The organism is Nocardia sp. Tas62D01, assembly GCF_055232035.1.
Map to the genome: position 1 here is coordinate 172,052 of NZ_JBUYUZ010000001.1, position 16,352 is coordinate 188,403.

The window sequence follows — 16,352 nt, forward strand, 5'->3', positions numbered from 1 at the left end:
CCCGCCCGGTTCTGTACGGCGTTGCGGCGGTTCCGCACTGTCACTGCGCTGGCGGGACTGGGCGGATCTCGAATACCGCGACGTGCCCGGCGGCTGTGGCGAAGGCGTCGGGGTCGAGGCTGCCGGCGATGCCGGCCCGGACGAACATCGGGGCGCCTCTCGGGACTTCGCGCGGATACGCGCGCATGACCTGCTCTTTCAGCGTGCTGTCGGTGACCTCGATAAGCGTGACGGGCTCGCGTCGGCGCCCCGGATGTTGCGGGCCCAGTCGGAATCCGGCAGCGCGGCCACCACGTACCGGCCGCCGCCGACCGTCAGCGGCGAGATCGGAGTGGAGCGCGGCTTGCCGGTGCGCCGTCCCGGCACTGTGAGCACGCACACAGGCCCCATCCTGAGCCCGATGCGCGACATGGCGCGCACCGCGTAGTTGCCGACCCGGAGCCATCGAGGCACGGACTTCATGTCTGACATGGCACATCCTTTCGATCAGCGCAGCACGCACGCATCGCGACGCCGGCGGGACAGACGCCCCGTCGGGGCTCCACGCGGCTGCTCGGGGTCAGGGGTTGACGGTCAGTGGTTGTCCGGGGTCGATGACCTTGACCGGGACGTCGGGGACGAGACGATTGACCGCCTCGACGAACAGGCCGGGGTCCTTGTCGCTCTTTAGGAAGAGCATGTCGCCTACCGTGCCGCCGGTAAAGGCGTAGTGCTGCGGGATCGCGAGCTTCGGGCGCAGGGTGGCGGTGAGTTCGGCGGCCTCTTCGGCGTTCATGACGACCTGTTTGTTGCGCGCCATCCGGATGTGCAAGCCGTTGACAGGGAGCAGTACCACGTCCAGCGGGCCGTAGCGGTCGGTCAGGGTGTGCAGTTCTGGGATGAGCAGCGTGTCCCCGGCGAAGTAGACGCTGCGGTCGCCGCCGCTGATGACGTAGGTGACCTCGTAGACGCCGTGCTTGCCGGGGGCGGCGGCGATGGTCAGGTCGCCGACCTGGGCGGACTGCCACGGTTCGAGCGCGCGGACGTTGGTGAAGCCGGCCTTGCGGGCCTTGTCGACGACCGGCCCGGCGACCAGCAGGGGTACGTCCTTGTCGCGGTAGCGGCGGAAGGCGTCCAGGTCGCAGTGGTCGTAGTGCTCGTGGCTGATCACGACGGCGTCGAGGTGCGGCAGCTGTTCCGGTTGGAAGGCGATCAGCTCGCCCGGGTGGTACATGGCGCGCTGGGAGAACCAGGGGTCGGTGAGCACGGTCTGGCCGCCGATCTGGATCAGGTGGCAGCTGTGGGTGACCCGGGTGATGACGAGCGATTCGGTCATGACTTTTCCCTCACTTCGCAGATAGTGGCCGTTGAGAAGGGCGAGCTCACCGGTCGCCCGCGTCGGCGAGGTGGGCTCCGCCCAAAGGCGTGTGCTGCGGGGAGATGACCCGGCGGCTGATACGCCAGCCCCCGTCGTGACGCCGCAGGGAGTCGTGGTGATTCACGCTGGCGAGCGTCCCGTCCGCCCTGAGCACGATGCCCTTGGACAGCGCGGTCACCGTGCCGTCGCTCTCGCCGCTGATGACGACGTTCGTCACGTGATGAGCGACGGGGTTACCCGGGCCAAGGCGCAGAGCCGCGCTCCTGATCGCCTCGATCCCTTCAAAGATTCCTGCTCCCAAGGCGCTCATGTCGTAGATGGCGTCGGGGGTGAAGATCTCCCCGAGCCGGCTCAGGTGGCCTCCGTCGAATAGGTGCCCGTGCAAAGACAAGACCTCGCCGATCGCCAGGCGGTCTTCCGCGTGCAGCTCGTGCGCCATTGCGTCCTCCGTTCGTTTTGGTACTCAGTACCGTAGCATACCACGTACCCCTTGGAACGGTAAACCGATGTTGGTATGCTTACCCTCATGACCCCGTCCCTCCCGCTCGTGGAGCGCAAGCAACGCCAGGCCCGCCAGCGCATCATCGAGGCCGCCCGAGAGCTGTTCCTCGAGCGGGGCTTCGACGGGGTTTCGGTCGGCGACATCGCCGAGCGCGCCGAAGTCGGCCGCACCACCTTCTTCCGCCACTTCGGCGACAAGCAGGAAGTCGTCTTCGCCAAGGAGCAGGAACTGCTCGACACGATCACCACAGCCGGCCCCGCCGACGCCGACGTCGCCCCCGCCCCGCGCGACGCGGCCGAGGCCCTCGAACAACTCCGCCCCGTCCTGCTCGCCCTGTGCACCCAGGCGACCGCCGACCCCGACGCCTACACCCGCCACTTCCAGCTCATCGAGCAGCACCCGGAGCTGCGTGCGCGCGACGCGGTGAAGATGCAGCAGATCGCCGACAAGCTGAGCGAACTCCTCATCCACCGCGGATCCGACGAAGCCACCGCCCGGTTCGCCGCTCAAATCGCCCTCGCCTGCTACCAGACCGCCAAACGCCTCGGCAACAACCCCCACACCCTGGCCAACGACACCCAAGCCGCCCTCAACCGAGCACTCACGCTCCGGACCGGCACCGCCGAGACCCAGGCGCAACCACCTGGTTCAGGATGACCTTAGGTAGGCCCGCGCGCCTGCGGCCAACACATCGTGCAGGTCGCGACCGTTGTGATCTCGGATCTTCATCGGCGCCAACAGTTCCTGCGCCAGGAAACCTGTCCCGTAGATAATCGCGTCGACGTCGTGCTCAACACCGTCAGCAGTCCGGATTCCTCGGGGGGTGATCTCGGTGATGGCCTCGGTCACCACGTGCACATTGGTTTCGGTGAGCGCGGCATAGAAGTTGTTGCCGAATAGCACACACTTGCACCCGATCGGATAGTCCGGCGTCAGCGCCGCCCGCAGTTTCTCGTCCGGAATTTGTATGCGCAGATTCCATTTCGCGATCCAGCCGACAAAGCGTGCGATGCTTCGATTCCCCACAAGGCCCAAGGCGGCAAGTTCCCCGCCCGACCAGCACCGCCGGCCCCGGTGGCCCGAGTTGTTCGACTACATCGCCAAGGTCGCGCCGGAGGTACGGTTGATGGATCGTCGCGAAAGCGATTAGTACTCCAGCCGCACTGAGTTATGCTGTGCGGTAGCCTCTTTCGTTGTTTCGATCGATGAGGATCTGGCTGCGTGCGTGGCTGGGGCCGGATGATCTGTTTGGGCGGGTTGCGGGCCGGTTCTATCGTGCGGAGCCGCGGTTGCGGACGCGGGGCGTATGTGCGGGGGGCTGTTGGCGGACCGGCCAGCCCGGCCATGCCCTCGGCCTTGAACCGCCGCCGCCTGCTGATCCATGCATCCGCCCGTTCTTCACCGACAGCACCGGGCAGAACAAGATCACGAGCGACGCCGAAACGTCAAGTGTCTCTTGAGAACAAACGGTCAAGGATGTCCTGAGTCCTTACATTGACACGCGCGGGATGCGGCTATGAGCGAGCATTGCCGAGCGTCCGTACGGCAGCCAGGCCGCTGCCTTCCGAGGCGCGCGGCGCCGGCGGTTCGGACGGCGAGGGGCCACAATTGGCTTGTGGCCGACGATCTCGACGATGCGCTGCCTTCGCGCCATACCGACAACGAACTGCGCCGAAGATATACGGCTGCCCGTGACCTGCAACTGAGTCCGAGTGAGCGCCTTGATGCGGCGGTGGAGGCCACCCGGGCACGTGCGGCCCAGGAGTGGGAAGAACTGCATCCCAGGCCTGCGTTGCCGCGTCTGCGGGGGCTGGGGCGCCGACGGCGGCGGGCATGGAACGAACACATCCGTCTTCGACTCGAATACGAAGCGTCTACGGAACGGCTCGAATACATCAGCGCAGCCGCAACCGAAGCGCGCAGAAAGTTGCGGTCGTTCTACCACGACGATCGTGCGATGTCCATACAACGGCAGTCGAGAGACCCGGAAGCCACGCGCCTGGCGATGTCCGCAGTGGTACGGCTGCTGTATGTACGCCATCGCGACGTCGAATGGATCGCCGAATTTCTCGGCGCTTCGCGTACAGAGATCATGAAGGACCTCGGCCTGCACCGCCCTGCCCGGCGAGGCTCCAGCAACAAGCGGAGCTACAGCCGAGGAGGTGGAGGTGGAGGAAGCGGAGGAGGTGGAGGAGGCGATGGCTGGAGCGCGGGCATCCTCGGTAGCGGTTTCGACGGCGGTAGCGGCGGTGGTTGCAGTGGCGGCTGCGGTGGAGGTGGCGGCTGCGGTGGAGGTGGAGGTGGCGGCATTTGACGACCCATCAACCCCATACCTGGCACTACAACTCGTCTCAGTTCATGATCGTTGATCATCTGGTGCGCGCCGACCGCCGTCGGGCAAAACCAGCATTAGCTCCGCTGACTCGTGAAAGTTGCCTGTGGCAGAGGTTTCCCGACCGTCGAAGACGACCACGACAACTCGTACGCGGAGTGCGTTCTCATCGGAATGCAGTCCGGGCCGAGACGCACTCGCCCGACCGCACCGCTCGATAATCGGCTGGATAGGTTGCGGTGCCTTGATACGGTGACAACGGATTGGTTGGTGCCGGGACGAGGGTTCCCTGTCGACACGACGGATTCGTTGTCAGCCATGGAATCAGGGAGGACCCATGAGATTTCGTTTCGGTCGCAAACGGGCCGAGGACCAGCCGCCGATAGTGTCGGTCGGTATGACCGAACAGGAGGTCGTCGCTTTGCTCGGTCCACCCGACCGGCAAACCGATACCGCCGAGGTCATGTCCCACTTCGCGCAAGTCAGCGGCGGAAGTCTGCCGCAGGAGCGTTGCTGGCTGTATCTCGACCGGCCCAGCGGATTCGACACCGGGATCACGCTGTCAGATGGCCGAGTCCCCGCAGTGCGCACGATGCGGGGATCGTGATCCGCGTGCGACCGGTTCCGGTCGGCGCCGACGCGCTGGCCTGCCTGCGGCGCGTCGTTCCCGGTACGGCAGTAACCTTCACCATTCCGACCCAGCAACCGTGACCGGCCCGAAAATTCGGCGACCTACCCCACATCTTCTATCCCGGTAACGGGGGGCGGCCGGAACCCTGTGCAGGGCGGGCGTGCGCGAGCCGAGCCCTCACCCAGATAGCCCTCAGGCCGTTGTCGCCGTGAACTCGGCGACTACCTCGCATAGGTGGGGAACCATCGTGACGTAGTTCGGCATGGCAGCGAGCCGCTGCTGGAAGACAGGATCGTCGCCTCCGAAACGCCAGGCGTCCACGCTGTCCCAGTGCGCGACATTGACCGCCTGGAACCGGGCTGTCGGGCCGATCGCCCGGTGCAACCGGTTGTCGCGGAATCCTGGTGTAGCACTGATCATTTCGGCAAGATCGCACCAGTGCGGGAGGAACTCGTCCACCCGGTCGGCAGGTAGCTCGAAAGCGTTGACGAAGGTGATCCCCGGCCCGACCGACATCACGTCCGAACGATAGCCGGCCGCGAACTCGTATTCGCCGCCCGCAACCCCGCCGTAGCCGTCCGCAGACCCGGCCGAAGTCTGAAAGGCCGGATTCGCCAGTGCCGCATCGCGGTCCGCGGCCCTGTCCCAGTTCGCGACCATCACCAGCGGATGCGGCGCATCGGATGCGAGTGCGCGATGCAGCCGAGCATCGCGAAATCCCGCCGCTCTGCTGAAGATTCCGGCGCACGCACGCCAATGCTCTATGAATTCGTCGACTCGGTCGCGCGGCAACCGCGTCATATCGATCACGGTCAGTGAATTGTCAGCCATACCACCATCCTCAAACCTCGATCGCGCTCGAGGTCAAGGGGATTCGCGGCGATCCGTCTCAGCTCACGCCCGACAGCTGATCCAGCAGCGTGCTACACGATACTGTCGAGCCCGAGCCCTCAAGCCACGGGGCCCGGGCTCGACTGCACCACGGTGTCAAATAGCAGTCCGAGAATCTTCCGTGCGAGGCGGCGAGGCGGCTGCCAGTCCGCCCTCCGATCGCACCGGGTTGACATCCTGTAATCGGCAATACCGGACGTTCTGAGCCGCTACAGCCCGTACCGCCGGTGAGAGTTTCATGTCCGATTCGATCAGGACCGTAGGTGGCTGCGACCAGCAGGGCGACGACCCCACGGCCGGCGAGCGGGGACTGATCGGTGACCCACAGTCCACGGTGACGATCGAGGACCTGATCGCCCGCCTCACCCCCACCAACCCAAACCAGATCGCACCCATCATCCGCGCGGCCTTCGTCGGTAGGACCTCCACCGACGACAACCAAGACCCCACCCTGTCGATCCCCCGACAGGTCACCACCTGCCAAGCCAAACTCGCAGGGTTGCCGATCCAAGTCGTGATCGTCGCCTACTACTGGGACATCGAAACCGGACGCCTCGACCTCGACCAACGCGGACACGGCACCAGCCACGAAAAGTTCAACATCCCCGTGCCGCGTGACGGCGGCATCACCGACCTCCTCACCGCAGCCGCGTCCCCGGATCGTGTGTTCGAAATCGTTTATCGCCGAACAAATCTCGCGCACCGCCCGCGACACCCGAGCCAGCGTGGAGTTCGAGCACCGGCTCAAACAACACGACATCCAACTGTGGTGCGCCAACGAACCCATCGACATCACCACCGGCGACCCCGCCGCCACCACCACCCTCGTACGCGGCATGAACCGCGCCATCGTGGCTCGGCGTAGCGCCGGAATCACCTCCATCGAAAGCCTCGCGGGGCGATCCATCGGCACCCCGTTGGGGACGAGCGCGGCCTACTTCGTCGCGAAGGCGCTGTCGGACAACAGGATCAAGGCCGACCTCGTCCAGGTAGCGCCACAAGCAACGGTCACCGCCGCCACCCAACGCAACGTGGATGCCATCTCGATCTTCCAGCCATACCAAGCCCAGGTCGTTGCCGCCCTGGGAGAGGACGCGATCGAACTCCCCGGCGGGACCTATAACCAACACAGCCTGTACCTGGCAACCGACAGCGCGGTAGCACAGAAACCCGCAGCGCTGTCCGCGTTCTTCACCGCCCTGAACGACGCCGGAACACAACTCACCGCGCGATCGCAGAACGCGATCTCCGCCGTCGCCGAGGCCACCCAGCTCCCTGCGGATCTCCTCGAGAAGGTCCTGCCCGAATTCGACTTCACACTGCAGCTACAGCCCGATCTCGCAGCCAACTTGACCACCCTCGCCGACTGGGCCAAGAGCCAAGGGCGAATCGACGCATCAACGAACCTGCCGAACTATGGAGGCGTTCTCGACAACGCCTTCCTGCCACACAACAACTAACCAGCGCACAGCTACGAAAGCAACAGCCCAATGAGTTCGACTCCCACCGAGCCAGACATCAGATTCTCACTCGCAGACGAGCGCACCCCTCTCGCCTGGCCCGCACATCGCTGGGGTTGACAGGGGCCGCAGCAGCAGTCGTACACCTAGTGTCCTGCGTCAGGAATTCGTTGAAGATATGAGGCGAGTCGTTCGAGGATCTCGTCGGCGGTCTTGGTCCAGACGAAGGGCTTCGGGTTTTCGTTCCAGTCCGCGATCCAGTCTCGGATGTCTTTCTCCAGTGCCGCAACGCTTTTGTGGACTCCGCGGCGGATCTTCTGGTCGGTGATCAGGCCGAACAATCGCTCGTCGGGTAGCGGGGACGCGTTGCCGCGCCCCCGCCCCCTAAGAACCGGCCGTGCCCGTTTCACCGCTATGCCGAATTCGGCATAGCCGGGAATATGCCGAGGGGTGGATTATGCCGAGTCGGTGAGCGTTACCGCTGGTCAGGGTGGCGGTCTTGTGTGGTTGTTCGGCATAGTCAGAGGGCTTCGAGGAACGCCAGCAGGGTGTCGCTTGGGTGGTAGCGCCCGGGCGGTGTTGACGGCGGAGCGATTCGGGCGAGTGCTTTCTCTTTCTGAGCGAGGTCGGAAATGGCACCGTCGGATATTGGAACTGTCCGAATACCTGCCGTAGGCCGGTGTATTTGGATCGGGATGTCCTGTGGCGAGGACCGTGACTACTGGGCGTGTGCGGCAGCAAGCTGTTCGCGCAGGATGTCGCTGTGGCCCGCGTGGCGAGCGAACTCCTCGATCATGAGCAGGTAGATCCACCTGATACTGACCGTGCCGGCGCGCGGGTGTTGTTTCGTATCATTCAGGTCGTATTGCGCGGCGATCACTCGGGATCGTTCGCTGGCACGCTCGAACTCCGCAATGACCTCAGCGAGGGTCTCGTTCTCCCCGACCGCGAAGCTGGCGACCTCGCCCGGACGGGGTGTGTCGCCGCCGGATTCGAGGAAGCGTTGGAACCAGGTCCGTTCGGCGGCGGCGGCGTGTTTGATCAACGCGATCGGCGTGGTCAGCGACGGCACTAGGCGACGGCGGGCCTCTTCGTCCGACAACCCGTGCACGGTGTCGATGAGCCCAGCCCGGTTGCGGTCGAGCATGTTCTCGAGCAGGACGCGCTCGGGACCGTCGGTAACTCTCTGCGGTAAAGACATATTCGTGTGTCCTCTCGTATTTCTGTTGTGTCGGAATTGGTTTCGCGGTTTGCGGACGTGTCAGGTCCGTCGTTCGGATCTCGGGGGGATCGCTGGATGTCGTGCCGCCGCGTGACCCGGTTGAGCGGGGCGGCATTGGGCACGCGTGCGCGGCTATCGACCGTGTGACGGGTGGGCGCGCCGATGGGCGGCTCGGATGCCGAATTTGGTTGGCGCTGCCTGATCGGTTGGCGAGACGCAAACAACCACGGTGTCGATCACCGGTGGCGACATGTGATCGCGTCGGCTACTGACAGCGGGTTGCGAGCTGTGCTGAGGGCGGACGCTGAGCCGACGGGTGTGGACAGATTCGCACCATGCTGTCGCTGTTGTCAACGTCGGTCGGTGGACTCAGTTCGTTGCTGAGGTGATCGGCTGCTGACGTCGGCGGCGTAGCCCGTCCAGTCTCCGGCGGAGATCTGTTGCCAGCGGACCGCGGAGTTGACGCTGATTCCGAGTGTTCGGGCGAGGATTGCGGCGGGGATCTCGGTGGCGAGTTGGAACAGTGCTGTGCTGCGGGCCTGGTTGGGGCGGATGCCGAGCCGGTTGAGCCTCTGTTTGAGTCGTTGGGTGCTGATCGGGCGGCCGGGCTGGCCTCCGGGGAACAGCCAGCGCGATGGTCCGGTAACGCCGATGGTGGCGTGGCCTTTGCGTGTGGTGACGACGGTGCGGGCCAGGTCATCGACGGGGTGGGGCAGACGAATGGGTGTGTGGCCGAAGCTGATTCGGACGTCGTCGTCGGTGATCGAGATCTGGTCGGTGGTCAGCAGACCGATGGCGGATGGGCCCTGGGCGTAGAGGAGCAGGAGCAGGCCGGCCAGGCGATCTTCGGTGTCGATCGTGGTGTCGTGCAGCAGTTGGCGCGCGATCACCCATCGTTGATCGTCGTCGAGCGGATTGACCGGGCCGCGCCAGCGGCGGGTGCCGTGGCCATGTACCCCCCTCGACCCGTTTCACTTGCTTGCCCAGTTTGGAAGTCGTCGGCGTTCGGCTGGTGCCACTCGGACTGCAAGTCAGCCGCACGTTGATGATCGCGAGGTGCCGTTCCCGCTCGCTGGTCAGCCCCGTCCCGACGGCGGTCAACCGGGGAGCGTCCACGCTGGACCACAGCAACGGCCACATCACCGAGCTCCCCGCATCAGCTCAGCCAATCGTGGACGGTGCCGTACTGACCAGACAGCGCTTTCTGCGACCGATGATGACTCCCAGCACGAGGTCCAAGCTGGTGGCAGGGCAAGGAGAGACCGCGTACATCGAACACCTCGACACACCAGAGTTCGGGAGACTCGGAGTGCTCAATCTGATGGAGGACCTTACCGACGCAACCGGCAGGTTCCTCGATTCGATGCGTGCCGCAGGGTGCTGACCGCGGCATCACCGGCCGTTGGCCGGATGTGACCGATCAATTCTCACCATCTTTCGACAACCGGGAGGGAGTCGGGTGGCGTGCTGCGGGTGTTGAGAATTGATCGTTTTATCGACACCGGGCCGCCGAGACCGGAATTGTGAATGTTCGAAGTCGCGCTCACACACCGCTGACCTGCGGATTCCGGTGTGAGTGAACAGGACTTCGAATAGTGGTGGGTATCGAGGTCCTGTTCACTACGGCGCTGTTCGACTCGGGGGTGGGGAACATCCGCCAGAAATCCGGCGGTAGTGGCATGGAGCGCCGTCCACCTGGCAGTTCGTACCGCTTCGGATGCGATCCGATTGCGTTGTACGGCAGATAGCTTCCCGAGTCACCTCGGCTGACGGCTACGCGGAAACATTCTGCCGTGCAAGGTGTCTCGCGAACCTTCGTTGCCGAGACAGAATCGCTGTGCCCGTGGCAGTGAGGCGGCCTGTGCACTTTCAGGGTTTACGGCGTTGAATCTTCACCGGTGGTTGGCCGTACCTTCTGGGTGATAGTGCGGCATGACGATCTTGACTACCGTCCGCATCCAATCGACAGTGGTGTGATGCGTTTGCGGGCAGAGGAACTCGACACGGCTCCGTCCGGCGGATTCGATCCGGTGGGGCGGTCGAGATGAAGTTGAGCCACATCGGTGCAGGGGACATTCACGGCTCGATCGACGAGATCGCCCGCGCCGCTACCGATCTCGGTGGCGGGTACTTCTACGTCACCAACTCTATGGGTCCCCGGATCACCGCTGTAGTCTATCGTCGCAGTCCCGGGCCTCGGCGTTGGTTCTACAGGCGGGGCTGAGACTCTGCGGCACACTGGGAGCTCGGCCGGCCCGTGATGGGGGTTGCCGTAGTACTCGGGAATTATCGGGCGGATATGGCTGAGTAGGCTCCTGAGCTGGTGATCTTCGGTCTCGTCGGGAGGTGCTTGGTTGGTCGCTCCGGTGTTCACCGATGAGGAGTTGGAGTCCCTGCGGCGGTTGGGGTCCCGGTAGTAACGGCAGAATTTTCAACGGATTGCCTGGTCACAGCCCTGCCAGGGCGGCGGCTGTGGGTACGGGGCCCGAGATAGTCATTGACCTGCATATTCGCCGGTTTTTCGGCGGTTCCGGAACCCCGTTTAGGCTAGGTCAGCGCCGTGTCAAGGAATCGTCGTGCGTCCTCAAACGACCGGTGGTCGGCGGATTCGTTGTAGGCGACGCCGGGTGTCGCGCCGGGTGTTGCGTGCTGGTGGGTAAACCCGTGTGCTGCGCCGCCGTAGATGTTGAATTGCCAGTCGGCCTCGGCGCGATCCATTTCGTCGGCGAATATGGTCAGGTCGGCGAGCGGCACGTGTGGGTCGGTCGCGCCGTGGCAGACCAGGATTTTCGCCTGGATCGCCCCTGGTTCGGCGGGGTTCTGGGTCTTGAGGCTTCCGTGGATGCTGACCGCGGCCTGGACTGCGCTGCCGGATCGCGCTAACTGAAGTGCCGTCATGCCGCCGAAGCAGTACCCGACGACGGCGATCCGCTCATGGCCGGTGATGTCTGTCAGGACGGCCAGTGCGGTTTCGGCGCGCTGGGTGAGCATCGCGGCGTCGTTGCTCAAGGTCGTAACGGTTTTCATGACGCGGTCTCTGTCACCCGCGATGCCATCGCCGTACATATCGCAAGCGAACACGGTGTATCCGAGCGTCGCCCAGCGCTGTGCCTGCTCTCGCGCGTGGTCGTCGAGGCCGGCGCCACCATGGATCAGGAGAATCCCGGGAGTGGTGGAGGCAGATGCGAAGTCACGGTGGAGAAGGCCAGTAAGTTTGGTTTCTCCGTCGCGGTAGGTGCGAATGTCATAGGTGATACCCATGACGACAACCCTAGACAAACGCCGCGGGCAGCAAATAATTTTTCGCAAGCTCAATGTCGGCCTATGCGACTAATGCGGCAGCTGTTTCAGACCGCTTCGTACTCGTATGATCTTGCCGAGTTCACGCTGGTGCTGGCGCCGATGGTAGGCGGATGAGGCTGACCCCGAACGCGATTTCGATAATGCTGCTCTACCAGGAGTTCTTCGTGTTCCCGGCGCCGCCACACCGGACCGAACCTCATCCACCGGCAACAACATTCGACGAACCCGGCACCACCGACCCGCAAGGCCACCTGACCGAAGCGGTCGGCGCCGAGCCGGGCACGGGGCGGGCTTGGCGCAGGCGCTGTTGGGACAGTAGTCCGCCGATAACGCCTGCATTGCAGTGTTTTTCGGCGGTCAGACCGGAGCGTGCGTCGTTGTGGAATCTCGACTTTCTGATTCGTCGTTCACGCGGTGGCGGCGGTGTCGTCGATGTCTGTGACCAGGCGTAGGACGGGGCGTTCGTCCGGATGGCCGAGGAGCAGTCGCAGTCCTGGGAGGCGCCAGCGTAGTTCGCGGGCGAGGCTGGTCATGGTGAGCGTGCCGTGGTTTTCAGCGAGTTCGAAGGCTTTGCCGAGCAGGGTGGGCATTTCGCCGGGGTATTTGGTGACGGGGTCGGGATGAGGCTGAGTTCATAGAGGTGGTTGAGGCGTTGGTAGGCGCGGCGGGCGCTGGCGTCGGAGATGGCGCCGAGTTCACGGGATCGATAGATCAGGGATTTGAACGAGACGCCCCATTCGTGGCTGATCTGTTCGAGGGCTTTGAAGTCGACCCGGCGGGGGAGCCGGTCACCGATCTCGGCAGCGGGGGTGAGGAATTCGGCGGCGAAGGCGTCGGCTTCGCGTTCTTGTTCGGGGTCGCCGGGGGCGGCGTCGCGATGCAGGACGAGTGGCCGAGTTCGTGGGCGGCGGTGAATCGGTGCCAGTACACACGTCGTCGCCGCGGTCCGGTGTGAGCACGACCAGCGGGCGTGGCATGCGGGAGGTGGAGAAAGCATTGATGGTGGGGGTGTCGTCCCCGGCGAAGGGCACCATCGTGGTGATGATCCCGTGCATTTCCAGACAGCTGAGCTCGGTTATCGGCCGCCGGGAGATCATTTCTCCCGGCGGGTGCGGGCCAGGCCGCGCTGCAGCACCACGACCACGAGTAGGAAGCCGCCGCTGACCACGGATTGGTAGTTGCTGTCGAGGTTGCCGACCAGGTTGATGATGTTCTGAATCACGTTGCGCAGCAACACCCCGAAGATCGTGCCGAGCACGGTGCCGGCCCCACCGGTCAACAGGGTGCCGCCGATGACGACGGCCGCGATCGCATCGAGTTCGGTGCCCACGCCGAGCACCGTGACGCCGGATTCCAGGTACGCGGCCGTCATCGCCCCGGAGAACCCGGCCAGCACTCCGCTGAGGGTGTAGACGATGATCTTGGTACGGACTACGGGCAGGCCCATCAGCACGGCCGAGTTCTCGGCCCCGCCGGTGGCGAACAGGGTCTGGCCGAATCTGGTGCGCCGCAGCAGGAATCCTCCGGCCGCGAACAGAATCAGGGTGACATAGACCGGGTAGCCGAGGCCGAGGAAGGTGCCCCGGCCCAGCTGCAGGAACGCCTGCCCGGCGGAGATCTTGTACGTGGTGGAGCCCTCGTGCGTGATCGCCAGCAGCAACCCGCGGGCGAACAGCAGGCTCGCCAGCGTGACGATGAACGGCGCCATCCGGGTGCGTGCCACCAGCAGCCCATTGACCAGGCCGATCGCCCCGCAGACCGCCAACGGCAGCAGCAGCGCCACGAAGAAGCCCCAGCGCGAGCCGTGGGCGGCCAGCACACCGCCGAGCGCATACACCGACCCGACCGACAGGTCGATGCCGCCTGAGATGATCACGAATGTCATGCCCAGTGCGATGACCGCGAGAAACGAGCTCTGCAGGGCGAGATCGCGCAGATTCCCCGCAGTCCCGAACTGCGGGAAGGTGAGCCAGGCGATGGCCGACACCACGACGAAAACGATGGCGGCGCCCTGTTTTTGCAGCAGGCCGGTCAGTATCAGCACGGACCGCCCGACCGCGGGCCGGGCGACGCCGGCCATATCGTGTTGCGTATCAGGGGATTCGGTGGTGGCGCTCAACGACTGCTCCGCTCGCGTGCGGCGTACACGGCGACCACGATGATCGCTGCCTGGATCATCTGCGCGGAGGAATCCGGCAGATCGTGTTTGATCAGGGTGGCCCGCACCAGCTGCATGAGCAGCGCGCCGGCCACCGTGCCCAGCACCCGGACCTTGCCGCCGGTCAACGGTGTCCCGCCGACCACAACCGCCGTGATGGCCGAAAGCTCCATCAGCAGGCCAACATTGGCCGGGTCACTCGCGCCCAGCCGCGCGGTGGCCAGCACCCCGGCGAGCCCGGCGAACAACCCGCACAGCGCATAGACGGCGACCAGCACCCGCCGCACCGGCAACCCGGACAGGGCGCTGGCCGTGCGATTTCCGCCGATCGCTACCAGCTGCCGCCCGAAGGTGGTGCGCTGCACCAGCGCTCCGGTCACCACGGCCAAAACCGCCGCGACCACCACGCTGATCGGAATCCCCAGCCACGACTGCGAGCCCAGCGTGAGCAATTGCCTGTTCTGGATATCGACCAGCTGACCGTGGGTGATCACCAGGGCCAGCCCGCGCCCGCCGACCAGCAGCGCGAGGGTGGCCACGATCGGCTGAATTCCGATGCGCGCCACCAGAATACCGTTCATGAATCCGGCCGCCAGCCCGACCAGCAACGCCACGACCAGCGCTGGTACCAACCCGTAGCCGAGATACAGCGGCAGCACCGCGGCCGAGAGGGCCATGACCGCGCCGACCGAGAGGTCGATGCCCTCGGTGCCGATCACCAGCGCCATTCCCAGCGCCACGATCGCGATCGGGGCGGCCTGGAGCAGCTGGGTGCGAAAGTTAGCCGGTGACAGGAAATTCGCGGTGAAGGCGACATTGAACAGCAGCAGGATGGCGATCGCCGCATAGACGCCGTACTCCTGCAGCCAGGCCGTCGCGCGGGTGCGGCCGAGCTCCCATCGGCGCGCGCTCACCGTCTCAACCATCAGCGGTCCCTTCGGTATCTGCGAGCGCCGCGAGCACGGCGTCCACATCGACCTGATCGCCGACGAGTTCGCCCACGACGCTGCCGTCACGCAGCACGACCAGCCGGTCCGAACCGTCGACGAGTTCCTCCATCTCCGAGGAGATGAGCACCACGGCCAGGCCCTCGTCGGCGAGCTCGTCGATCAGTGCCTGCACCTCGGCCTTGGCACCCACATCGATGCCGCGGGTCGGCTCGTCCAGCAGCAACACGCGCGGCCGCAGGCACAGCCAGCGGGCCAGCAGCACCTTCTGCTGGTTTCCGCCCGACAGTTCGGACACCTTCTGCTCCGGGCTGGACACCTTGATCCGCAGCCGGGTGATGAAGGTGTTCACGATCCGATCCTGCCGGGCCCGGCTGACCAGCCCGTACGGTGACAGCCGGGGCAGCGCGGCAAGCACGATGTTCTCCCGCACGGACAGCTCCGGGATGATCCCGTCGGTCTTGCGATCCTCGGCCAGCATCGCGATGCCGGCATCGATCGCCGCCCCCGTGCTGCCGGATCGAACGGGCTTGCCGCCCGCGGTGATCCGGCCTCCATCCACCGGTAGCGCACCGAAGATCGCCCGTGCCGTCTCGCTGCGGCCCGAGCCCAGCAGACCGGCGAGGCCGACCACTTCGCCCGCCCGCGCCGTCACCGACACCCCGGACAACCGGGGCCGGCTCACCAGATCCTCGGCACGTAGGAGCATTTCGGCGGTGGCGTGACCGTCGTCGGCGAAATTCGTGGCACCGTGCGCGCGCACGTCGGCGACGTCGCGCCCCAGCATCATCGAAACCAGAGCCAGCCGGTCGAGTTCGGCCAGCGGTCCGGTGTGCACACGCCGGCCGTCGCGTAACACGGTGACCTGATCGCAGATTCGATACAGCTCGTCGAGCCGGTGACTGACTAAGACGACCGCGATATCGCGCTCGTGCAGCCGCCGGATCACCCGGAACAGCGTCTCGACCTCGCGCGGTTCCAGCGATGAGGTCGGCTCGTCCATAATGACCACCCGGGCCTCGATCGACACCGCCCGCGCCAGCGCGACCATCTGCTGCGCGCCGACACCGATGCTGCCCAGCGGTTTCCGCACATCGTCGGCGATTCCGTACTCGGCCAGCAGCTCGGCGGCCCGTGCAACCATACGGCGCTGATCGATGAATCCCAACCGATTTCGCGGTTCCCGGCCCAGAAACACGTTGTGTGCCAGGCTCATCAGCGGGATGAGATTGACCTCCTGATAGATCGTGGAGATCCCGGACTGCTGTGCCTGGATCGGGCTGGTGAAAACCACCGGCTCACCGCGATAGCGCACCTGGCCCCGGTCCGGTCGGTAGACGCCGGTGAGCACCTTGATCAGGGTCGATTTGCCAGCCCCGTTCTCACCGACCAGCGCATGTATCTCGCCGGGCCGCAGCGTGAACGACACCGTGTCCAGCGCGCGCACGCCACCGAATACCTTGGTCACCTCGACGACCTCGAGCACCGGTTCGTTCATCGGATTTCCTAGCAGGCGGCCGCGATTCCGGCGGGGCCGGAATCGCGGGCG

Annotated in this window: 21 protein-coding genes; 6 read left to right on the forward strand and 15 right to left on the reverse strand. The window is 65.2% G+C overall.

Annotation, left to right across the window (positions count from 1 at the left end; translation table 11 throughout):
* Positions 1-40: 40 nt before the first annotated feature.
* From ACV7NQ_RS00920 to ACV7NQ_RS00935, 4 genes are all read right to left on the reverse strand, one after another.
* Positions 41-187 carry a hypothetical protein gene (locus ACV7NQ_RS00920; RefSeq protein WP_463357833.1) on the reverse strand — a complete coding sequence of 49 codons (147 nt, stop codon included), beginning with the start codon at positions 185-187 and terminating at the stop codon, positions 41-43.
* Between the two features lie 11 nt (positions 188-198).
* Positions 199-471, reverse strand: coding sequence for a nitroreductase/quinone reductase family protein (locus tag ACV7NQ_RS00925; RefSeq protein ID WP_463357834.1), 273 nt, complete (start codon positions 469-471; stop codon positions 199-201).
* An 88-nt stretch (positions 472-559) separates the two neighbouring features.
* Positions 560-1,315: an MBL fold metallo-hydrolase gene (locus tag ACV7NQ_RS00930; protein ID WP_463357835.1), complete on the reverse strand. Its 756-nt coding sequence runs from the start codon at positions 1,313-1,315 to the stop codon at positions 560-562.
* Between the two features lie 46 nt (positions 1,316-1,361).
* Complete coding sequence (locus ACV7NQ_RS00935; RefSeq protein ID WP_463357836.1) at positions 1,362-1,796, reverse strand: nuclear transport factor 2 family protein; 435 nt, start codon at positions 1,794-1,796, stop codon at positions 1,362-1,364.
* A gap of 87 nt (positions 1,797-1,883) precedes the next feature.
* On the opposite strand from ACV7NQ_RS00935, the gene ACV7NQ_RS00940 reads away from it, so the two are divergent.
* Positions 1,884-2,516 (forward strand): TetR/AcrR family transcriptional regulator, encoded by a 633-nt coding sequence (locus tag ACV7NQ_RS00940; RefSeq protein ID WP_463357837.1) that lies wholly within the window; start codon positions 1,884-1,886, stop codon positions 2,514-2,516.
* On the opposite strand, the gene ACV7NQ_RS00945 is transcribed toward ACV7NQ_RS00940, so the two are convergent.
* A complete protein-coding gene (locus ACV7NQ_RS00945; RefSeq protein ID WP_463357838.1) occupies positions 2,508-2,894 on the reverse strand; it encodes a hypothetical protein in 387 nt (128 codons plus the stop codon). The genes ACV7NQ_RS00940 and ACV7NQ_RS00945 overlap by 9 nt on opposite strands.
* A 580-nt stretch (positions 2,895-3,474) precedes the next feature.
* Here ACV7NQ_RS00945 and ACV7NQ_RS00950 point away from each other — a divergent pair.
* Positions 3,475-4,173 (forward strand): hypothetical protein, encoded by a 699-nt coding sequence (locus ACV7NQ_RS00950; protein ID WP_463357839.1) that lies wholly within the window; start codon positions 3,475-3,477, stop codon positions 4,171-4,173.
* A gap of 355 nt (positions 4,174-4,528) precedes the next feature.
* Positions 4,529-4,798 carry a hypothetical protein gene (locus ACV7NQ_RS00955; RefSeq protein ID WP_463357840.1) on the forward strand — a complete coding sequence of 90 codons (270 nt, stop codon included), beginning with the start codon at positions 4,529-4,531 and terminating at the stop codon, positions 4,796-4,798.
* Between the two features lie 216 nt (positions 4,799-5,014).
* Here the strand turns inward: ACV7NQ_RS00955 and ACV7NQ_RS00960 are convergent, their stop codons facing one another.
* Positions 5,015-5,653 carry an antibiotic biosynthesis monooxygenase gene (locus ACV7NQ_RS00960; protein WP_463357841.1) on the reverse strand — a complete coding sequence of 213 codons (639 nt, stop codon included), beginning with the start codon at positions 5,651-5,653 and terminating at the stop codon, positions 5,015-5,017.
* 298 nt (positions 5,654-5,951) lie between these two features.
* Between ACV7NQ_RS00960 and ACV7NQ_RS00965 the strand changes: the two genes are divergently transcribed.
* A complete protein-coding gene (locus tag ACV7NQ_RS00965; RefSeq protein ID WP_463357842.1) occupies positions 5,952-6,578 on the forward strand; it encodes a hypothetical protein in 627 nt (208 codons plus the stop codon).
* A complete protein-coding gene (locus tag ACV7NQ_RS00970; protein WP_463365479.1) occupies positions 6,550-7,173 on the forward strand; it encodes an ABC transporter substrate-binding protein in 624 nt (207 codons plus the stop codon). Before ACV7NQ_RS00965 ends, ACV7NQ_RS00970 begins: the two co-directional genes overlap by 29 nt.
* A gap of 146 nt (positions 7,174-7,319) precedes the next feature.
* Here ACV7NQ_RS00970 and ACV7NQ_RS00975 read toward each other — a convergent pair whose 3' ends face one another.
* The 4 genes from ACV7NQ_RS00975 to ACV7NQ_RS00990 all read right to left on the reverse strand — a co-directional run bounded on the left by ACV7NQ_RS00975 (position 7,320) and on the right by ACV7NQ_RS00990 (position 11,656).
* On the reverse strand, positions 7,320-7,583 hold the full coding sequence (locus ACV7NQ_RS00975) for a hypothetical protein (RefSeq protein WP_463357843.1): 264 nt from the start codon (positions 7,581-7,583) through the stop codon (positions 7,320-7,322).
* 308 nt (positions 7,584-7,891) lie between these two features.
* Positions 7,892-8,374 carry a DinB family protein gene (locus ACV7NQ_RS00980; RefSeq protein WP_463357844.1) on the reverse strand — a complete coding sequence of 161 codons (483 nt, stop codon included), beginning with the start codon at positions 8,372-8,374 and terminating at the stop codon, positions 7,892-7,894.
* 371 nt (positions 8,375-8,745) lie between these two features.
* On the reverse strand, positions 8,746-9,285 hold the full coding sequence (locus ACV7NQ_RS00985) for a hypothetical protein (protein WP_463357845.1): 540 nt from the start codon (positions 9,283-9,285) through the stop codon (positions 8,746-8,748).
* A 1,657-nt stretch (positions 9,286-10,942) separates the two neighbouring features.
* Positions 10,943-11,656: a dienelactone hydrolase family protein gene (locus tag ACV7NQ_RS00990; protein WP_463357846.1), complete on the reverse strand. Its 714-nt coding sequence runs from the start codon at positions 11,654-11,656 to the stop codon at positions 10,943-10,945.
* A gap of 152 nt (positions 11,657-11,808) precedes the next feature.
* On the opposite strand from ACV7NQ_RS00990, the gene ACV7NQ_RS00995 reads away from it, so the two are divergent.
* Positions 11,809-12,150: a hypothetical protein gene (locus ACV7NQ_RS00995; protein WP_463357847.1), complete on the forward strand. Its 342-nt coding sequence runs from the start codon at positions 11,809-11,811 to the stop codon at positions 12,148-12,150.
* Here ACV7NQ_RS00995 and ACV7NQ_RS01000 read toward each other — a convergent pair.
* The 5 genes from ACV7NQ_RS01000 to ACV7NQ_RS01020 form a co-directional block, all read right to left on the reverse strand.
* On the reverse strand, positions 12,106-12,288 hold the full coding sequence (locus tag ACV7NQ_RS01000; RefSeq protein WP_463366088.1) for a hypothetical protein: 183 nt from the start codon (positions 12,286-12,288) through the stop codon (positions 12,106-12,108). The genes ACV7NQ_RS00995 and ACV7NQ_RS01000 overlap by 45 nt on opposite strands.
* Positions 12,228-12,695: an ImmA/IrrE family metallo-endopeptidase gene (locus ACV7NQ_RS01005; RefSeq protein WP_463357848.1), complete on the reverse strand. Its 468-nt coding sequence runs from the start codon at positions 12,693-12,695 to the stop codon at positions 12,228-12,230. The genes ACV7NQ_RS01000 and ACV7NQ_RS01005 overlap by 61 nt, the downstream gene beginning before the upstream one ends.
* 96 nt (positions 12,696-12,791) lie before the next feature.
* Complete coding sequence (locus ACV7NQ_RS01010; RefSeq protein WP_463357849.1) at positions 12,792-13,817, reverse strand: ABC transporter permease; 1,026 nt, start codon at positions 13,815-13,817, stop codon at positions 12,792-12,794.
* Positions 13,814-14,782 (reverse strand): ABC transporter permease, encoded by a 969-nt coding sequence (locus ACV7NQ_RS01015; protein ID WP_463357850.1) that lies wholly within the window; start codon positions 14,780-14,782, stop codon positions 13,814-13,816. Before ACV7NQ_RS01015 ends, ACV7NQ_RS01010 begins: the two co-directional genes overlap by 4 nt.
* Positions 14,775-16,301, reverse strand: a complete 1,527-nt coding sequence (locus tag ACV7NQ_RS01020; RefSeq protein WP_463357851.1) for a sugar ABC transporter ATP-binding protein — start codon at positions 16,299-16,301, stop codon at positions 14,775-14,777. Before ACV7NQ_RS01020 ends, ACV7NQ_RS01015 begins: the two co-directional genes overlap by 8 nt.
* Between the last annotated feature and the right edge of the window lie 51 nt (positions 16,302-16,352).

What these genes read in the sequence shown, in the direction of transcription:
- ACV7NQ_RS00920 (WP_463357833.1), bottom strand. Translation starts at nt 187, where the DNA reads ATGCGCGCGTATCCGCGCGAAGTCCCGAGAGGCGCCCCGATGTTCGTC.
- ACV7NQ_RS00925 (WP_463357834.1), bottom strand. Translation starts at nt 471, where the DNA reads ATGTCAGACATGAAGTCCGTGCCTCGATGGCTCCGGGTCGGCAACTAC.
- ACV7NQ_RS00930 (WP_463357835.1), bottom strand. Translation starts at nt 1,315, where the DNA reads ATGACCGAATCGCTCGTCATCACCCGGGTCACCCACAGCTGCCACCTG.
- ACV7NQ_RS00935 (WP_463357836.1), bottom strand. Translation starts at nt 1,796, where the DNA reads ATGGCGCACGAGCTGCACGCGGAAGACCGCCTGGCGATCGGCGAGGTC.
- ACV7NQ_RS00940 (WP_463357837.1), top strand. Translation starts at nt 1,884, where the DNA reads ATGACCCCGTCCCTCCCGCTCGTGGAGCGCAAGCAACGCCAGGCCCGC.
- ACV7NQ_RS00955 (WP_463357840.1), top strand. Translation starts at nt 4,529, where the DNA reads ATGAGATTTCGTTTCGGTCGCAAACGGGCCGAGGACCAGCCGCCGATA.
- ACV7NQ_RS00960 (WP_463357841.1), bottom strand. Translation starts at nt 5,653, where the DNA reads ATGGCTGACAATTCACTGACCGTGATCGATATGACGCGGTTGCCGCGC.
- ACV7NQ_RS00965 (WP_463357842.1), top strand. Translation starts at nt 5,952, where the DNA reads ATGTCCGATTCGATCAGGACCGTAGGTGGCTGCGACCAGCAGGGCGAC.
- ACV7NQ_RS00970 (WP_463365479.1), top strand. Translation starts at nt 6,550, where the DNA reads ATGAACCGCGCCATCGTGGCTCGGCGTAGCGCCGGAATCACCTCCATC.
- ACV7NQ_RS00980 (WP_463357844.1), bottom strand. Translation starts at nt 8,374, where the DNA reads ATGTCTTTACCGCAGAGAGTTACCGACGGTCCCGAGCGCGTCCTGCTC.
- ACV7NQ_RS00990 (WP_463357846.1), bottom strand. Translation starts at nt 11,656, where the DNA reads ATGGGTATCACCTATGACATTCGCACCTACCGCGACGGAGAAACCAAA.
- ACV7NQ_RS00995 (WP_463357847.1), top strand. Translation starts at nt 11,809, where the DNA reads ATGAGGCTGACCCCGAACGCGATTTCGATAATGCTGCTCTACCAGGAG.
- ACV7NQ_RS01000 (WP_463366088.1), bottom strand. Translation starts at nt 12,288, where the DNA reads ATGCCCACCCTGCTCGGCAAAGCCTTCGAACTCGCTGAAAACCACGGC.
- ACV7NQ_RS01005 (WP_463357848.1), bottom strand. Translation starts at nt 12,695, where the DNA reads ATGCTTTCTCCACCTCCCGCATGCCACGCCCGCTGGTCGTGCTCACAC.
- ACV7NQ_RS01015 (WP_463357850.1), bottom strand. Translation starts at nt 14,782, where the DNA reads ATGGTTGAGACGGTGAGCGCGCGCCGATGGGAGCTCGGCCGCACCCGC.
- ACV7NQ_RS01020 (WP_463357851.1), bottom strand. Translation starts at nt 16,301, where the DNA reads ATGAACGAACCGGTGCTCGAGGTCGTCGAGGTGACCAAGGTATTCGGT.